The 16,839-nt window shown below is 72.1% G+C and carries 17 protein-coding genes and 1 pseudogene; 7 read left to right on the top strand and 11 right to left on the bottom strand.

Going from position 1 to position 16,839, the window contains the following annotated elements; translation table 11 throughout:
* Positions 1-176: 176 nt before the first annotated feature.
* A complete protein-coding gene (locus H305_RS0119850) occupies positions 177-782 on the bottom strand; it encodes a hypothetical protein (protein ID WP_028801926.1) in 606 nt (201 codons plus the stop codon).
* 170 nt (positions 783-952) lie between these two features.
* Here H305_RS0119850 and H305_RS46485 point away from each other — a divergent pair, with 170 nt between their 5' ends.
* From H305_RS46485 to H305_RS50785, 3 genes are read left to right on the top strand one after another with little or no spacing between them, the layout of a single operon-like run.
* Complete coding sequence (locus H305_RS46485) at positions 953-2,038, top strand: 3-oxoacyl-ACP synthase III family protein (protein ID WP_051370744.1); 1,086 nt, start codon at positions 953-955, stop codon at positions 2,036-2,038.
* Positions 2,035-3,609 carry an acyl-CoA carboxylase subunit beta gene (locus H305_RS0119840; RefSeq protein WP_028801925.1) on the top strand — a complete coding sequence of 525 codons (1,575 nt, stop codon included), beginning with the start codon at positions 2,035-2,037 and terminating at the stop codon, positions 3,607-3,609. Before H305_RS46485 ends, H305_RS0119840 begins: the two co-directional genes overlap by 4 nt.
* Before the next feature lie 21 nt (positions 3,610-3,630).
* Positions 3,631-3,831, top strand: coding sequence for an acyl-CoA carboxylase epsilon subunit (locus H305_RS50785; protein WP_028801924.1), 201 nt, complete (start codon positions 3,631-3,633; stop codon positions 3,829-3,831).
* 51 nt (positions 3,832-3,882) lie between these two features.
* Here H305_RS50785 and H305_RS0119830 read toward each other — a convergent pair whose 3' ends face one another.
* The 9 genes from H305_RS0119830 to H305_RS46475 all read right to left on the bottom strand — a co-directional run bounded on the left by H305_RS0119830 (position 3,883) and on the right by H305_RS46475 (position 13,313).
* Positions 3,883-4,440 (bottom strand): TetR family transcriptional regulator, encoded by a 558-nt coding sequence (locus H305_RS0119830; RefSeq protein ID WP_028801923.1) that lies wholly within the window; start codon positions 4,438-4,440, stop codon positions 3,883-3,885.
* A 59-nt stretch (positions 4,441-4,499) separates the two neighbouring features.
* Entirely contained in the window at positions 4,500-6,110 is a 1,611-nt protein-coding gene (locus H305_RS46480; RefSeq protein ID WP_051370743.1) for an FAD-dependent oxidoreductase, read from the bottom strand.
* Complete coding sequence (locus H305_RS0119820) at positions 6,094-7,572, bottom strand: MFS transporter (RefSeq protein ID WP_028801922.1); 1,479 nt, start codon at positions 7,570-7,572, stop codon at positions 6,094-6,096. Before H305_RS0119820 ends, H305_RS46480 begins: the two co-directional genes overlap by 17 nt.
* 22 nt (positions 7,573-7,594) lie before the next feature.
* Positions 7,595-8,068, bottom strand: coding sequence for an SAM-dependent methyltransferase (locus H305_RS56410; RefSeq protein WP_037764628.1), 474 nt, complete (start codon positions 8,066-8,068; stop codon positions 7,595-7,597).
* A 412-nt stretch (positions 8,069-8,480) separates the two neighbouring features.
* Positions 8,481-9,263 (bottom strand): class I SAM-dependent methyltransferase, encoded by a 783-nt coding sequence (locus H305_RS0119810; RefSeq protein ID WP_037764627.1) that lies wholly within the window; start codon positions 9,261-9,263, stop codon positions 8,481-8,483.
* A 38-nt stretch (positions 9,264-9,301) separates the two neighbouring features.
* Positions 9,302-10,018 carry an alpha/beta hydrolase gene (locus tag H305_RS0119805; RefSeq protein WP_028801919.1) on the bottom strand — a complete coding sequence of 239 codons (717 nt, stop codon included), beginning with the start codon at positions 10,016-10,018 and terminating at the stop codon, positions 9,302-9,304.
* A gap of 4 nt (positions 10,019-10,022) precedes the next feature.
* Positions 10,023-11,546, bottom strand: a complete 1,524-nt coding sequence (locus H305_RS0119800) for a coproporphyrinogen-III oxidase family protein (RefSeq protein ID WP_028801918.1) — start codon at positions 11,544-11,546, stop codon at positions 10,023-10,025.
* Positions 11,547-11,739: 193 nt separating this feature from the next.
* Positions 11,740-11,898, bottom strand: a complete 159-nt coding sequence (locus H305_RS53445; RefSeq protein WP_158690554.1) for a hypothetical protein — start codon at positions 11,896-11,898, stop codon at positions 11,740-11,742.
* A gap of 59 nt (positions 11,899-11,957) precedes the next feature.
* The gene (locus tag H305_RS46475) at positions 11,958-13,313 is read right to left on the bottom strand and encodes a radical SAM/SPASM domain-containing protein (RefSeq protein WP_051370741.1); all 1,356 of its coding nucleotides are present in this window, start codon (positions 13,311-13,313) and stop codon (positions 11,958-11,960) included.
* A gap of 519 nt (positions 13,314-13,832) precedes the next feature.
* On the opposite strand from H305_RS46475, the gene H305_RS0119785 reads away from it, so the two are divergent.
* Positions 13,833-14,273: a DUF6278 family protein gene (locus H305_RS0119785; RefSeq protein ID WP_028801917.1), complete on the top strand. Its 441-nt coding sequence runs from the start codon at positions 13,833-13,835 to the stop codon at positions 14,271-14,273.
* A 60-nt stretch (positions 14,274-14,333) separates the two neighbouring features.
* On the opposite strand, the gene H305_RS0119780 is transcribed toward H305_RS0119785, so the two are convergent.
* Complete coding sequence (locus tag H305_RS0119780) at positions 14,334-14,720, bottom strand: hypothetical protein (protein WP_028801916.1); 387 nt, start codon at positions 14,718-14,720, stop codon at positions 14,334-14,336.
* A 97-nt stretch (positions 14,721-14,817) separates the two neighbouring features.
* On the opposite strand from H305_RS0119780, the gene sigJ reads away from it, so the two are divergent.
* The 3 genes and pseudogenes from sigJ (at position 14,818) to H305_RS0119765 (ending at position 16,821) form a co-directional block, all read left to right on the top strand.
* On the top strand, positions 14,818-15,690 hold the full coding sequence (gene sigJ / locus H305_RS0119775) for an RNA polymerase sigma factor SigJ (RefSeq protein ID WP_028801915.1): 873 nt from the start codon (positions 14,818-14,820) through the stop codon (positions 15,688-15,690).
* A gap of 439 nt (positions 15,691-16,129) precedes the next feature.
* A pseudogene (locus tag H305_RS50775) lies at positions 16,130-16,396 on the top strand (ATP-binding cassette domain-containing protein); the annotation flags it as partial.
* Positions 16,397-16,527: 131 nt separating this feature from the next.
* Positions 16,528-16,821: a hypothetical protein gene (locus tag H305_RS0119765; RefSeq protein ID WP_028801914.1), complete on the top strand. Its 294-nt coding sequence runs from the start codon at positions 16,528-16,530 to the stop codon at positions 16,819-16,821.
* Positions 16,822-16,839: the final 18 nt, after the last annotated feature.

Genomic DNA, 16,839 nt, shown 5'->3' with positions numbered 1-16,839 from the left:
GCACTTCGGGGGGTCCGTGAGCGAATAATTCACTGAGTAGTGAAAACCATCCTATCAGGCGGTCCCCCGGGATTCCATCCACAGGAAGCGCTCCGCAAGTACATGGTCACGTCCGGGCGTTGGCGTGCGCGACGACTCCGGTCCGGGTGGTGTTCACCGGCGCGGCCGGGGTGCGGTCATCGCGTGGTGTCGCTCCCGAGCAGAGTCTGCCGCAGTCCCGGTGCGATCGTCTCGACGACCGTCTCCAGGTCCGCCGCGGCGACGGAGTCCACCCTCATGAGGTGTCGCACGAAGGCTACTCCGCCGAGCTGCGCCCCGAAGAGCGCGGTGCGCAGCTCGGCCTCGACGCCGGGCAGCTCGTGGTCGACCTGGCTGTTCAGGGCTTTGCTGACGCGGTCGCGCAATATCAGGGAAGCTTCCGCGTCGGAGAGTGCGACCCGGTAGAGCTCGACCATCGGGGATTCCTCCTCGCCGGGCTCCCACAGGGACAGATAGGTGCGGGCGAGGCGGACGGGCAGGTCCTCGTCGACGCCTTCGGTCACCGCGGGGCGAAGAATTCCGGCCACCTTGACGGTCCGTTCGACGAGGGCGCCGAAGACCTCTGCCTTGCCGGGCAGGAGTTCGCGCGCGCGGTCCTCGTCGAGGCCGGCCGCGGCGGCCAGTTGCGCGAAGGCGGTCTGCCGGTATCCCAGCCGGGTGAAGAGGGTGCGGCCCGCGGAGATCAGGGCCTGGGTCACCTCGGCGCGGGCCTCGGACGTGGTCACGGTGTCGGTGACGGTCATCGCGGCAACTCCCGTTGGTGTGGGGCGTCTCGGTCGGCGGGGCGGGCGGTGCGCGCCGATTAATTCACGCTTCAGTGAACTCTTTCGGTGTTGAATTTGTCAAGCGGCTCTGCGATGATTTCAACGCCCGGTGAGTTAAGTAGTGGCTCGCCGCTGCCCGAGGAGGAATCGTGCAGTCCATCGGCATCATCGGAGTGGGCTCCTACCTGCCCGAGGCCATCATCAGCAACGCGGAGATCGGGCACGGCGCCGGCGTGACCGACGAGTGGATCGTCCGCAAGACCGGAATCCGCGAGCGACGCCGCGCCGCCCCGCACGAGGCCACCTCGGACCTCGCCGTCGCGGCGGCGCGACGCGCGCTGGAGAGTGCGGGCCTGACGGCCGATCAGCTGGCCTACGTGGTCGTCGCCACCTCCACCCCCGACCATCCGCAGCCGGCCACGGCCGCCCTCGTGCAGCACCGCATCGGAGCCCGCCGGGCCGCCGCCTTCGACGTCAACGCGGTGTGCAGCGGCTTCGTCTACGCGCTCAAGACCGTGGAGAAACTGCTCGGCGGCGCCCCCGGCGGCGAACCGCGCCACGGCCTCGTCATCGGCGCCGACATCTACTCCCGCATCCTCGACTACGGCGACCGCCGCACCGCCGCCCTCTTCGGGGACGGCGCCGGCGCGACCGTACTCGGGCCCGTCGCCCCCGGACTCGGCCTGCGCGAGATATCGCTGGTCTCCCGCGGCGACGCGCACCGGCTGATCGAGGTCACCGCCGGCGGCAGTCGCCGCCCGCCCTCCCCGCAGACCGTGACCGACGGAGACCACTACTTCCGCATGGACGGCCGAGGCGTGCGCGACTTCGTCACCCGCGCCCTGCCCTACGAGACAAGCCGGCTGCTGCGCCGGGCGGGCGTCCCGGCCGACGCCGTACAGCACTTCGTCCCGCACCAGGCCAACGGCATCATGCTCGCCGAACTCTGGCCCGACCTCGGCCTGCACCGCGCCGCCCTCCACCTCACCCTGGAGCGCTACGCCAACACCGGGGCGGCCTCCGTTCCGATCACCCTCGCCGAGATGAACCGCAGCGGAGCCGCCGCACCAGGAGACCTCGTCGTCCTCGCCGCGTTCGGCGGCGGGATGAGCCTCGGTATCGCCCTGCTGAACTGGTCGATGGAACCCCGCGCGGGCGCCCCCGCGCCCGACGCCGACCCCGCCGTCCCCCACCTCCTCACCGTCGGTGGCCGTGTCGGCCCCCTCGCGCCGTGACCGCCGACGACCCGGCCGCCCCCGACATCAGGGCACGCGTGGCGCAGTTGCGCGGACTGCGCGAGCAGGTCCGCCGCGGCCCGGACGAGAAGGCGACCGCGTCCCAGCACGCCAAGGGCAAGCTCACGGCCCGCGAACGCATCGAACTCCTGCTGGACGAGGGCACCTTCACCGAGGTGGAGCCGTTGCGCCGGCACCGCGCCACGGGATTCGGCCTGGAGGACCGCCGGCCGCACACCGACGGTGTCATCACCGGCTGGGGCACCGTCCACGGACGGACCGTGTTCGTCTACGCCCACGACTTCCGCATCTTCGGCGGCGCCCTGGGCGAGGCCCACGCCGAGAAGATCCACCGCATCATGGACCGCGCCCTCGCCGCCGGGGCCCCGCTCGTCTCGCTCAACGACGGTGCGGGCGCCCGGATCCAGGAGGGCGTGACCGCGCTGTCCGGCTACGGCGGGATCTTCCGCCGCAACGCCCGCGCCTCCGGGGTGATCCCGCAGATCAGCGTGATGCTCGGCCCCTGCGCGGGCGGCGCCGCCTACTCTCCGGCGCTCACCGACTTCGTGTTCATGGTCCGCGAGACCTCGCAGATGTTCATCACCGGACCCGACGTCGTCCAGGCGGTCACCGGCGAGAAGGTGACCCTGGGCGGGCTCGGCGGCGCCGACGTGCACGCCGAGGTGTCGGGCGTCGCGCACTTCGCGTACGACGACGAGGAGACCTGCCTGGAGGAGGTCCGCTACCTTCTCTCCCTGCTGCCGCAGAACAACCGCGAGACCGCGCCCGCCGTCCACCCCGAGGACCCGGTGGACCGGCCCTGCGACCCGCTCCTCGACCTCGTCCCCGCCGGCGGACACCGGCCCTACGACATGCGACGGGTCGTCGAGGAGATCGTCGACGACGGCGAGTACCTGGAGATCCACGAACGCTGGGCGGCCAACGTGATCGTCGCCCTCGCCCGCATCGGCGGCGAGGTCGTCGGGATCGTCGCCAACCAGCCCCTGGTCCTGGCGGGTGTCCTCGACATCGACGCCAGCGAGAAGGCGGCCCGCTTCGTCCAGATGTGCGACGCGTTCAACATCCCGCTGGTCACCCTGGTCGACGTCCCCGGCTTCCTGCCCGGCGTCGACCAGGAGCACAACGGCATCATCCGGCGCGGCGCCAAACTCCTCTACGCGTACTGCAACGCCACCGTGCCCCGGATATCCCTGATCCTGCGCAAGGCCTACGGCGGCGCGTACATCGTCATGGACTCCCGTTCCGTGGGCGCCGACCTCTCGTTCGCCTGGCCCTCCAACGAGATCGCGGTGATGGGCGCGGAGGGTGCCGCCAATGTCATCTTCCGCCGCCGCATCCGGGCCGCCGACGACCCCGAGGCCACCCGCCGCCAGCTCGTCAAGGAGTACAAGGCCGAGCTGATGCACCCGTACTACGCCGCGGAGCGCGGACTGCTGGACGACGTCGTCGACCCCGTCGAGACCCGCCGCGTCCTCGCCGAGTCGCTCCGCATGCTGCGCACCAAGCACGCCGACCTGGCATCCCGCAAACACGGCAACCCCCCTCAGTGACCGCGCACCCGAAGGAGCGTCATGACCACAGCCACCGAAACAGCAGCGCCCCTCGTCCGCGTGGTCAGGGGAGGCGCGTTGCCCGCCGAGGAGCTGGCCGCCCTGACCGCGGTCCTCCTGGCCCGGGCCGCCCCCGCCGCCGACGAGGCGCCGCCCGCGCCGGTCGTCCCCCTCTGGGACCGTCCGGCGCCCTACCGTTCGCCGCAGAGCTGGCGCGGCTGACACAGGGGAAGGGGCCCGATGCCGACGGCATCGGGCCCCTTCCCTCATGTCTCACAGACCGGCCAGCGCGGCCCTCATCGACGGGGCGACCAGGTCGGCCAGGGCGGGCACGGACAACTCGGCGATCGGCTGGAGCCGCAACAGGTAGCGCGCGAAGGCCACCCCCAGCAGCTGTGCGGCCACCAGTCCGCTGCCGGCCGCCGCCCGCTCCACGCCCAGCACACCGGTCAGACTGCTGGTGAACTGCTCGTGCAGCACGCTGCGCAGCCGTTCCGCGGCCCGCTCGTTGGTGGCCGCCGAACGCAGCAGCAGGCGCAGCGACCCCTCGGCCGTGTCCTGCTCCCACGGCGCCAGGAAATGCGCGACGAGGGTGTGCGGCAGCCGTTCCACCGGTGTGCCCGTCAGGTCGGGCAGGCCCAGATCGACGTCGAGGGCGGCCTCGAACAGCCGCTCCTTGCTTCCGAAGTACCGCATGACCATCGAGGGGTCTATGGCCGCAGTCGCGGCGATGGCCCGTATGGTCGCCCGCTGGTACCCGTCGGCCGCGAAGTGCACGCGAGCGGCGTACAGGATCGCCTCGCGGGTCCGCTGGGAACGAACTGTCACCACGGCCTTCCTCCCTCACCCCGGCCCGGCCCCGCCGTCCGACGGGAGCGGGCGTTTCGCCCTCAGGCCTGCTCGACGGGCGAGGGTTCCTGCTCGGCGGCCGTCGCCGCACCGGGCGCGGCGGCGCCCGCCCGGCCGGCCTCCCGGACCGCCGGCTGCGGCGCTGGTCCCTCCTCGCCGCACCACTCGTGCAGAGCCGACCGCATCCGCCCCTCGCGCCCGTCGGCGTCGCCCGTCCCGTCCACCCAGGCGGCATAGCCGTCCGGGCGCACCAACAGGGCGCCCACACCGGGCAGTTCGGGCAGCGGGGCACCGACACGCAGCGGGCTGACCCGGGACCCCCACGCCTCGGTCACCGCGGCGCACCGCCCGTCCTCGGCGAGGTCGAGCAGCAGGAACCTCCCGTCGCGCATCAGCGAGTACAGCCGCACCGGAGCACCTCCGGCGCGCGGCACGGTGAGGTCGGGCACCCGCTGCCCCGCCCGTACGGACAGCCGGGCGCCGGGTGCCCCGCGCCGCGCGTACCCGGTCCGCAGCCCCGAGATCGCCTCGCCGGCGGCCTTCCGGATCCGCCGGTGGGAAAGGGCCCTGGCCATCGCCGCACGGCGCAGCGCGGTCACCAACGGGGACGCGGCGGTGGCCAGCCGGGTGGCCCGGTCGGTGGCCGCGAGAATCCGCTCGGCCTGTGGCCGGCGCTCCGACTCGTACGAGTCCAACAGCCCGTCGGGCGCCCAGCCCTGCACCTCGGCGGCGAGCTTCCAGCCCAGGTTCACCGCGTCCTGGATGCCGAGGTTCAGCCCCTGCCCGCCCAGCGGCGAGTGCAGGTGCGCCGCGTCCCCGGCGAGCAGCACCCGCCCGGTCCGGTACTGGTCGGCGATCCGCTGGTGGATCTTGAACCGGGCCAGCCACTCCGGGTCGTACGGTCCGGGATCGAATCCCAGCGCCCGTGTGAGGACCTCGCCGAGTTCCTCCAGCGTCACCGGTTCCCGCGTCCAGGGCCGGTCGCGGCGTGCCACGGCGATTCGGTACAGCCCGTCGCCGTACGGCACCGAGACCATCACCCCGCCGCCGCCGGAGACGACGAGCACGTCGTCCGGCGGCGGCTTGCGCAGCCGCACGTCGGCGAGGATCGGCGCGATGTCGTACGTACGGCCGCGGAAGGCGATGCCGGCCAGTTCGCGTACGGCACTGTGGGCGCCGTCGCAGCCGACGACGAAGTCGGCGCTCTCCTCCCATTCCCCGTCGGCAGTGCGCACCTGGAGCGTGACGCCGCAGCCGTCCTGCGTCAGGCCGTACACCTCCGCGCCGCGCTCGATGGTGACGCCGAGGTCGAGAGCCCGCTGCTGGAGCACCTCCTCGGTGCGGCTCTGCGGGATGACGTTGAGGGAGGGGAAGCGGGTGTCCAGCTCGGCGAAGTCGACACGGGCACCGCGCGCCGGCACCATCCGGCCCACCGGCCGGCCGAGGGCCACCAGGGCGTCGGCGTGACCGCGCAGGTCGAGCACCTCCATGGTCCTGCTGTACAGGCCCATCGCCCGGGACTGCGTGGACGGGGCGAGCCGGCGTTCGAGGACGGTGCAGGACACGCCGGCCGCGGCCAGCTCGCACGCCAGGGCGAGCCCGGTGGGCCCGGCTCCCACGACGACGACGGACTGTTCAGGAGCGATGGCCACGGATTCCTCCTTGGACGTGGGACACGGACGACGGCGCGTGCGGCGCGGCGGCCGGGTCTGCGGACGGAGCGGCGACCCGGGTCGCGGACGGCGCCGGGACCGGGTCGGCGTGCGGCGCGGCGCCCCGGGTCGCGGAAGGGGCCGCGGCCGGGTCCGCGGACGGCGGAAGGGCGGGGTCGGCCGACGGCGCCGCGGCCGGAGCGGCGGTCTCCCCGGCGGACCCGGCGGACCCGGCGACGGGTGGTGGGCCGGCCGACAGGCCGGCGCGGGCGGACCAGGCCCCGGCGGCGAGCACCAGGGTCCCCAGCAGCAGCCAGCCCACCGCCCCCTGCCGCACCACCAGGAAGGTCACGACCAGCGGCCCGTAGGTGTTGCGGGCCGCGTTCCCCAGGCCGAAGAAGGCCAGGTACACCTGGCGGCTGTCCTCGGGCGCCAGGTCGTACGAGATCGCCCAGGCCCCCGCCTGCTGATGCATCTCGGCGAAGGCCTGGAAGGCGACCGCGCCGAGCAGCAGCGCGACGGCGAACGGGGTCGGCACCGCCCCGGTCACGGCAAGCCCGCCGCAGCCCACCGCGAGCAGCAGCCCGCTGCGCCGCAACGCCCGCCCGCCGTCCCCGGCGCTCTCGATGCCCCGGGTGGCACGCACCTGGAAGAGCACCACCACGACGGTGTTCAGGACCAGCGTCCAGGCGATGGCCGCCCGCGGCAGGCGGTCATGGGCGAGCACCCACAGCGGGACACCGGCGGTCAGCACGGTGACGTGCAGGCTGACCAGTGAGTTGAGCCCGGTCAGGAGAGCGAAGCGGCGGTCCCGGAACACACTGAACCGCCGCTTCCACGGCATCGGCCGCCCACCGTCGAGCGCGGCCGCCGCCGTCGTCCGCAGCCGGGCGACCAGGGCCGCCGCGACCACGAACGAGACCGAGTTGGCATACACGATGCCCACGTACACGCCGTCGCGGTCCGGCACCATCGCCGCCCCCGCGGCCAGGCCGCCGAGGGCGAGCCCCAGGTTCTGCAGGGACCGTGCGCGCCCCATGGCCCTGACCCGCTGTTCCTTGCCGACCGCCGTACCGAACAGGCCCTGCACCAGCGGTGAGGCCGCGCGGTCGGCGACCGCGAGGAGCGAGATCACGCACAGGAACGCCGGGAAGGCGGAGGCGAACGGACAGCAGGTGAGCAGTGCCGCCCGGGCCAGATGCGCGGCGATCAGCATGCGTCGCGGGCCGGCCCGGTCCGCGAGCAGCCCGATCGGCACCAGGGACAGGAGGGACACCGCGCCCGCGACGGAGAGCCCGACTCCGACCTGTCCGCCGCCGAGGTGCAGATACCGGGTGAAGAAGACGACCGACACGGCCATGTAGAGCCCGCTGCCGAGGGCGTCGACGAAGACCGCGACGAGCAGGACCGCCGCCGCTCCGCGCGGCCGCCCGCGCCGCGCCCGCTCCGCTGCCTGTGCCATGGCTTCCTCACTCGGTCGGTGGTCAGTAGTAGTCGCGCATCAGTTCGTCCACCCACTGCGGCTGGACGACCTCCTCGCGCGGTCCGAACTGCCGCAGATACGGCTTGATGTCGAGCACCGGCGTGCCGTCGACGGCGTCGAGCCCGACGACGTGCAGATCGAGGCCGTCCGTCTTGACCAGCCGGCAGCGGGAGACCCCGATGCGGTTGGGGCGGTTCTTGCCGCGCTGCGCGAAGATGCCGGCCAGCGGCCACTTGGGGTTGTTGCGCGGATGGCGCGCGCCCTCCTGCACCTTGCCCGGCGGAACCCGGTGGAAGTGGAAGACGACCTCCAGGTGCGAGAACGAGTCGAGGGAGAGCAGCGCGTCCGCGGTGAACCGTTCGGCGTCCAGCCGGATGACGGACGTCACCTCCCCCCAGTGGTCGTCGACGAGTTCGCGCCGTTCGTTGTGCACCTGCGCGATGGGCACCAGGTCAGTGATCGGTCCACCGGTCATGCCAGTCCTTCCGTCGTCGCCGTCCAGGGCCGGTCCCGCGGCGTCCCGCTCCAGGGACCACACCCGGTCCCGGACGAGCAACTCCCCTTCGGTGGCCCGCTGCACGGTCAGATAGATCTCCTCGCGCGGCACGTCGAGCAGGTCGCCCAGGCGCTCCTGGAGCAGCCGCAGCAGCCGGTGCACCTGCGACCGGCTGTAGCTCTCCTTGCACACGACGAACCCCACCGGAGCCGGTGCCGCGGCACCCGCGTGCCATTCGGGCCGGTGGAAGCTGTCCGGCTCCAGGCGCTGCCACCACACCCAGCAGTGACCGCGCTCCAGCCCGAGCAGCACCGTCACCGAGTCGGCCAGCTCGCCGAGCACGGCCGCCCCGGGGCTCGGCGACGGGGAGAAGAGCCTGATCACCGGCATCTCAGCGCACCCCGCCGAGCGGCTTCACGCCGATCACCATGCAGGTGCGCACGGGGATGAAGTACTCCTCGCCCTCCCGACGGATGCCGAGGGCCTCCCGGTGCCGCGCCGGCGCCTCGGAGAGCCGTGCCCGGACGGCCCGCTCGGCCTCCGCGCCGGACGAGGCGATCTCGCACCACCGCTTCACGGGCACCCCGGTGCGGCTCTCCGACTGGGCACCCCGGGCGACCGGCACGTTGAGCCCGGCGTCCTGGAGGAAGCCGATCCACTCGTCCAGGGTGTAGCTGCGCACATGCGTCGGGTCGTGCAGCATCTCCAGTTCGTGGTTGAGCGCGTCGACGGCGGGGTCCTGGTGGCCCTCCAGGTCGATGACCGCGAGACGCCCGCCGGGGCGCAGCAGCCGTGTCATCTCGCTCACGGCCTTCGGCATGTCACCGAAGTGGTGCGGGGCCAGGCGGGACACCACGAGGTCGAACGAGGCGTCCGCGAAGGGGAGTTCCTCGGCACGGGCCTCGGCCGTCTCCACGGTGACGCCGCGCTCCGCCGCGAGCCTGCGGACGGACGCCAGCATGTTCGGCGCCGGGTCCACCGCGACGAGACGAGCGGGGAGTTCGTCGGCGAACGACAGGCCCAGGTGGCCCGCGCCGCAGGCGACGTCGCAGACGGCACGCCCCGTCTGCGGGCCGAGCGTCTCGTGCAGGGCCTCCATCGTGGGGCTGGAACGATGCACCTCGCTGGTCGCGAAGTTCTCGGCGATCTTGTCGAATCGCTGGCTGGAGAGCATGTCGTGCGCCGCCTTCTGCGTCGTGTGCCGTCTGTCCGTCACTGAGCTGTGCCCACCAGGTCGGTGAGTGCCGCGATCGCGTCCCGGGACGGGCCCGGGCCGCAGGGTTGGAGGGTGTGCCCGAGCCCTTCGAGCAGATGCACGCGGACCTCGAAGGCGCGCCGCCCGACCAGCCGGCTCGCCGACCACTGGCCGTACATGTCCGGGGCGAACACGGCGGGCGGCAGTGTCTCGTCGTCGGCGTCGGCCACGTAGCCCACCAGGTCGAAGCTGCCGTACACGAGGTCGAGGGAGGGAACGTGCGAGGTCAGGAAGACGTCCTCCTCGATCACCGTGCCGACCAGCACCGCGCGGTCCGCCTGCCGGGGTTCGCCGGAGCGCAGCAGCTGGAGCAGGGCGAGCGCGCCCAGGGAGAACCCGACGAGCACGAGCGGTCCGGCGGGCAGGTGCCGGTGTGCCGCCAGCAGCCGGGACAGCCGGCCGGCCCTGCTGCGCTGATCGGCCTCCGTGGAGGGCGAGTCCGGTTCCCGCGCCGGCATGTCGCAGGTGAGCACCTGCGCGCCCTGGGTGACCAGCCGACCGGTCAGCTGCTCCAGCAGCAGGTCGTCCCGTCCCTGCCCGTCCACGACGGAGACGCTGCCGGGACCGGCCAGCAGGACGGTGGCCCGGGCCGGACCGGCGGGGAAGGACCGCCGGGTGCGGTACCGCGTCCCGTCGGAGTCCCGGTGCCACTGGGTGCGCTGATGCACGTTCATCGGTTCACCTGTGGCAGACGGCCTCGGCGAAACCGCCGATGCGCTGGTGGAAGTAGACGCTGATGATCTCCTCGTGGAGCGCCTCGCCGTCCAGGGTGGGGGCGATGCTCTCCGGGGTGCCGGGGACCCGCTCCATGAGGCCCCGTTCGACGAGTTCGGCGAAGACCCCTGCGAACGGCTCGTCGTGGAAGAGCTCGACGCCGAACCGCCGGCGGAACCGGCCCGCGTCGACGGGCTGGTTCGCCTTGAAGGCGAAGCCGAGCACCATGCCGACGGCCTGGTAGCCCGCCAGCCGCCGCCCGGAGGCCAGGGGCAGACCGGGGCCTTCCTTGAGCCGGGCCGCGTACCCGGAGATGTCGGCGATGTTGTGGGTCTGTACGACGGTGTCCCCGTCGCCGGTCAGCCAGCCGTACGCGCCCGGCCCGTACGCGATCATCGAGTCGTGGCGCTGCCACTTGTTGCGGGAGACCCGCGGGATGTTCCCGTCCGGGTAGACGCCGGGCCGGTTCCACCAGCCGCAGGGGCTCGGGTGGTAGCCGCCGTCGAGCAGCAGTTCCACGACGGCCTCGCGCATCGCGTACGTCTCGCCGAGCGACGGGAACAGGTGCTGCTCGCGCAGCCTGTTCTTGACGCTCTCGACGTTCCACAGCGCCCGGTTGCCGATGCCCATCCTGGCGCGGTCGGCGTTGCGCAGGCGGTAGATGGTGATGGTCGGGACGTCCAGGTCGATGAGACGCCGGATGTCGTCCGCGACCGTCGCCGTCGACTGATGGGGCAGCCCGAACATCATGTCGACGTTGAACGGCCTGCCGGTGGCCCGCAGCTTGGCGACGGCCCGCAGCGACATCTCGGCGTCGTGGCCGCGTCCGGCGAACGCGTTGACCTCGCTCTGCAGGGACTGCACGCCGACGCTGAAGCGGTTGAACCCGATGGCGCATGCCTCGGCCAGCTCGTCGTGCTGGAAGTTGTCCGGGTTGCCCTCCAGCGAGATCTCGCAGTCGTCGGCGAGCGTGTAGCGGGCGCGTACGTGGTCCAGCAGCCGCTTCAGCTGTTCGGTGCCGAGCAGCGAGGCGGTGCCTCCGCCGAGATAGACCGACTCGATCGGGGCGTACGCGAGCCAGGGGGAGTGGGCGAGCCGCCGGCCGGACTCGTCGAGCAGCAGGTCCGTCCAGATCCGCGGGGCCGCCTCGCCCTCGGGGCCGTCCGCGACCTTGCGCTTGACGTAGTTGCAGAAGTGGCAGATGTAGGCGCACAGCGGCACGTGGAAGTAGAGGTGGGCGGGGCGGCCGGCTCCCGGATGGTCCCGGATGGCGGCGGCGACCTGCGAAGCCGAAAGCTGGTCACCGTAGTTGGCCGTCACGTTGATGTTGTAGTCGTCCTGGCCGATCCGCAGCGCGGGGTTCTGGTCGAGCAGCCGCGCGAGTCCCGTGCCGGGGCGCGGCGCGGTGCCCGTACCGGGGCGTGACGTGGTTCCCCCACCGGGGCGGCGCAGTGCTGTGGTGCCGGCCGAAGCAGCCGTCCTGCTCATCGCGACCTCGTCTCCTACAGCCGGCTCCGCGCAGGGAGCTGGGCATGGTCTCCCCCCGCTCCGGGCCGTCCGGCGCGTCGGGGGAGGAACGGATGGCGTGCGGGCCTCTGCCGTCCGGCGGGGCTTCCCGGCCCGCCCCTCAACGGGCCGGGAAGCGGTGCACCGCTTCGTCGCCTTCGGCAAAGGCGTGGGATCAGACCTCGACCTCGATGACGGTGGCCTCCGTGATGTTGGTGGCCTCCACCAGGGTCTCGGCGGGGGCGGTGGCCGAGGCGGCTCCGACGGCGCTCAGGGTCACGCCCTCCTGCCCCGGCTCCAGGTGGATGCGGATGACCTTCTTCTCTTCGGGCATGGCAGTCTTCCCTTCGGTGGAGGCGGCAGCTGTCGCGCCGCCGTGGGACAGGGGCCCGCTCACGTCGTCGGGAGCGGGAGTCGGGTGGGGCCGGACGGGTCGGCCGACGGTGACTGACGAGGTGTCAGGGTCAGGCGTACGTTGCGCTGTTTGCGGTCGCGCCAGTAGCGGCCGGAGCGCAGCGTGAACTCCTGGAGGTACTCGGTGGCGCCGCAGCCCTTCGGGTCGCCGGTGATGTTCCGGGCCAGCGGCGGGCAGCGGAACTGGCACCAGATGTCCTCTTGGGCCACCGGGCACGAGCCGCACACGGAGTGGTCGCTGAAGCGGATGTCGCGGAACTCGTCGAACCCGTGCCGCCAGATCTCGGCGAACGGCTTCTCGGTGGTGTTGCCGGCCCGGTAGAGCTGCCCCGACATGCAGTTGCTGCACGGGTACACGTCGCCGCGGCTGTTCACGTAGACGACCGAGCGGCCGCACTTCTCCTGGCCCACGGCGCGTTCCAGGCGCTGGCAGAACTGGATGGTGTCCACCCCGCGGATCTCGTCGGCGGCCCGCCGGCCCTCACCGGCGGGCGTCGCGACCGGTTCCTGGTCGGGTTCGGCCGAGTACCGGTCCATGCAGCGCCTGTAGACCTCGAAGACCTCGTCGACGTCCTCGGGGCGCAGCAGCATGTCGGGGTGGAGCAGCGCCCGGCCCACCGGGTGCGTCTCCAGCCACTGGGGCCGGGGGTACCCGCGCTCCGCGCACCAGTCGAAGATCTCCTCGGCGTCCTGGATGTTGTTGCGGTGGACGGAGATGGCGGTGCGGAACACGTGCCCGTGCTTGCGCATCATCTCGAAGGCGTGCTGGAGCTTGGGGAAGTCCATCTTGCCGCGGACGGTCCGTTCGGGGTCCGCGGTGTCGAAGCTGATGAAGAACGACTGGCCGGGCGGGATCCGGGCGAGCCGCTCCTCGGTGACCAGCAGGCCGTTGGTGAAGATCTGCGTGCTGAAGGGCTTGCTACGGGCGTGCTGGATGATCTCGACCGCGTCCCGGTGCGAGAAGATCTCGCCGCCCGTCAGGAACACCTGGAGGACGCCCATCTCCGCGAATTCGTCGAGGAGTTGCTTGATGCGCGGGGTGGATATCTCGTCGGGGCGCTTGAGCGCGGAGTCCGCGTAGCAGTGGCGGCAGCGCAGATTGCAGAGGTTCGTCGTCTCCACGAAGGCGATGGCCGGGGCGGGCAGATGGAACCGGTCGAGCGTCACCAGCGGATCGGCGAGCGCGTGCGTCATCAACTCCGTGGCGCTCACGGCCTGTCCGGAGTTGTGGCGCTCGATCAGCTCCCGTGCGGACGCGGCGAGGAACTCGACATGCCCGTTCGGCAGCAGGGCGACGATCCCGCCCTCGTTCACCTGGAAGGGAATCTTCTGCACGGGCCCTGCCTCTCCTGGTCGTGGGGCGGCGGAACATGAAAGTCAACGTGTGTTGAACTCATGCTGCGTTGAACTCTACGAAGGATGAATATCTTTGGCAAGGGTGCGACGGACACGGCCGCCGGAGTAGGTCGCGCAAGGGTGGGGTGAGGGAGTGAGGGGGTGTGGAACGTTCGAGGCGGGCGGTGCGGGCGACCTGCGCCTTTCGTGCCGGGCGGCTGCCGACGGCATGATGTGCGTGCGACGTGCTCTGTTCACGGCGGCGGCAAGCAGCGGCGACGTCGGCGAGCGGTGTGCCGCGCTCGGGGCGGGCGTCGGCGAGCGGTGTGGGTGGCGTGACCCTTTCGCGGCGGCCGGTGGTGAGGTGCCGACGGCATGTCATGCTCGCGGCGAGACGTGCGGTCCGGGGGGACGGCGCCGTGATTCGGATGATTCCGTGATCAACTGCCGCAAGATACATTCTTGGAAATACCGGAAACGCGGAGCTGTCGGAGATCGCACCCCACGGAGAGGCCGGTCATGAACATCCGCTTCTTGGACAGACTGCTCGGGCGCACCCCGCACGAGCACGGACAGAGCCTCGCCGTCGCCTTCGAGAACGACCCGGAGGGCGTGGCCGAACTGCTCTCGGAGTGCGAGCTGCTCCGCTCCCACGCGTCGGCCGTGGGGCTCGAACTCGACGACACGCCCGCTTCGTTGACCGCGCTCGATCAGCTCCTGCCGCGCTGGCGCGACGACCCCGAGGCGCTGCCGTGGCTGGGGAACGACGCGGGCCTGTATCTCGGCACCGTCGTGGTGCGCACCGTTCCCGGGGCCACGTGGCACGTCTGGTCGGGCGGCAGCCCGGTGGTACGGCTCCCCTCGGGCCGCGAGCTCCCCGTCGTCGAGGCCGGGCTCGACTGGGCCGTGCAGGGCGTCCCCGAGCTGTCGCAGGTGTACGCCGAGGCCGCCGAGGCCTGAGGCGCTCCCTCCCGGCCCGTGCGATCGCAGCGCGGGCGACGTGATCCGGTCGGCGCCGTATCAGGAAGGGACGGCCTCGGACCGGTGGCGCGCCAGCGCCAGCCCGCTCAGGCCGAACATCAGGATGCCGAGCGGGACATGGAACGCCGGTACGTGTGCGATGCCCAGCACCACCTGCACCGAGGCGAGGGCGAGGAAGCCCGACGCGTGCAGGACGGGCCGGGACGAACCCCCGCCCGGCTTCCAGGCCAGCACCGCGGCGAGCACGTACAGCATCGACGCGCCGTACATCACCCGCGCACCGACGCTGTGCATCACCTCGCCGTAGTGCGCGGTCAGCAGCAGTCCGGCGCTGACGGCCTGGAGGAAGATGGTGGCGGTCTGCAGGGCGACCGCGAGCTGGAGGAATGTGGTGCCGCGCGGGAGTGCCGACGTCCGGATGGCCATGATGCGGTCCTCTCTCCTGCCTCGTGGCAGTGGATCTTCTGTACGGTTGCGCTGTTTCGACGACACAGGTTCGGAAAATGTCAGGGGGACGGTCTTCGTGACCACAGAGCTGAGCGCGGTCCTCGGCGAACGGCGGCATCTGACCAACATCGCCTACCGGTTGCTCGGGTCGCTGGCCGAGGCCGAGGACGCCGTGCAGGAGACGTACGCCCGCTGGTGCGCGCTGTCGTCGCGGCAGCAGGAGGCCATCGCCTCGCCCGGCGCCTGGCTGACGACGGTGGCGACCCGGGTCTGCCTGGACGTGCTCGGCTCTGCGCGGGTCAGGCGTGAGCGCTACGTCGGCGCATGGGTGCCCGAGCCGCTGCCCGACCGCGCGGAGTGGACCGACCGGGCGGTCGACCCCGCCGACCAGGTCACGCTCGACGAGTCGGTGCACATGGCCTTCCTCGTCGTCCTGGAGTCGATGACACCGGCCGAACGCGTGGCGTTCGTGCTGCACGACGTCTTCCGGTACCCCTTCGCAGAGGTCGCCGAGATCCTCGACCGGTCGCCGGGGGCCTGCCGTGAGCTGGCGTCGTCGGCCCGGCGCCGGGTGCGTGCCGCGCACCCCCCGGTCTCGGGACAGGCCGGTCCGGTACGGGACTTCAAGCAGGCGTGGGAGGCCAGGGACATCGAGGCCCTGGTCGGTCTGCTCGCCCCCGACGCCACGATGACGGCCGACGGCGGCGGCGTGGTCGGCGCCGCGCTGCGCCCGGTCGCGGGCGGCGAGCGCATCGCCCAGTACCTGGCCCACTTCGCCGAGAAGGTGTCTGGCCTGACGCTCCTGGAGCGGACGGTCAACGGCCAGCCCGGCCTCGTGGCCCAGCGCGCCGGGATCACGGTGACGGTGGCGGCCTTCTCCGGCTCCGGCGGCCGGGTGACCCATATCTGGGCGGTGCGCAACCCCGAGAAGCTCGGGGCGTGGACCTAGTCCCAGGAAGCGGGCCCTCGTGGCCCGTCGTGTCCTGGGGGATGGCCGGCTCCTGCGCCCGGCCCGTCAGCGGAGAGGGCGGGACCCGCGTCCGGCCGCGGCGCGGCCTCGGGTGCGCCCCACGACCGCCGCTCGTGGGCGTCGACCGGCGACACGCCCAGGCCGACGATCGGATCGTCCGAGGGGCCGCTCAGGGGACCGCCGTCCGGGGTGAACCCATGGCGGAAGGTTCCGCACCCCCGCTGACCGGGCGCGATCGGGCGGCCGTGCCCTCGCGGCGCCGGAACGAGGTGGGGCGGCCCCGCTCGCCCGGCGTCGTGATCCGACCGTTATGCAGCCTCAAATACGGTTAATTATGGTGAGTGCGTGTCGTCCCGTAAGTCCCCTTTTGCGTCGATAGTTTGCGTGATCGACAGAGCTGAAAGCGGGCAGGTCCGGTATGGCTGTCGATCCGTTGATCGAGCTGCACGACGTGAACAAGTACTTCGGGGAGCCACATGTCCTGCAAGACATCAGCCTCACGGCCGGCACGGGGGAGGTGGTGGTGATCACCGGCCCGTCGGGCCCGGACGCATCCACCCCGCACGGAACGATCAACCGTCCGGAGACCGTCGAATCAGGGAGGATCGAGCTCGACGGCCGGCCGCTCCCCGACGAGGGCGAGGCCCCGGCCCGGCTCCGCACCGAGGCCGGCATGGTCTTTCGGCGTCGTGTTCACGCTCGACGGCCGCATCGTCGAGGACCGCACTCCCGAGGAGTTCTTCACCGACCCGCGCAGTGACCGCGCCAAGGACTTCTTTTCCGAGATGCTCAAGCACTGAACGGGGAGTGCCGCACATGTCCGTACCCCACGTGTGCGCCCATGAGGTCCGGCCGCTGCCGGGCGACAGGGCGCTCGTCCGCACCGGGAAGCCGCTCGCGCGGAACGTCGACTACGATGTGCCGTTCGTCCTCGTGCCGGTGGCGCCCCCGCCGTCGCGCACCGGGACGTGCATGCCGCACCACTGGGTCGCCCTCGGGGCGGCCCGGCGGGAGCGGCACGGTCCCAAGACCGAGGCCGTGCACGGGGCACCGGCCGAACCAGGGACGCTGCTGCCGGGTGGGGGTCCCCCCACGGCCCCGAGACCGTAGGGGGAGCAGCAGCTCACA

This window comes from Streptomyces sp. 142MFCol3.1 (assembly GCF_000424945.1).
In the GTDB taxonomy this organism is placed as follows: Bacteria; Actinomycetota; Actinomycetes; order Streptomycetales; family Streptomycetaceae; genus Streptomyces; species Streptomyces siamensis.
This window is presented reverse-complemented; position numbering and strand designations above follow the sequence as displayed.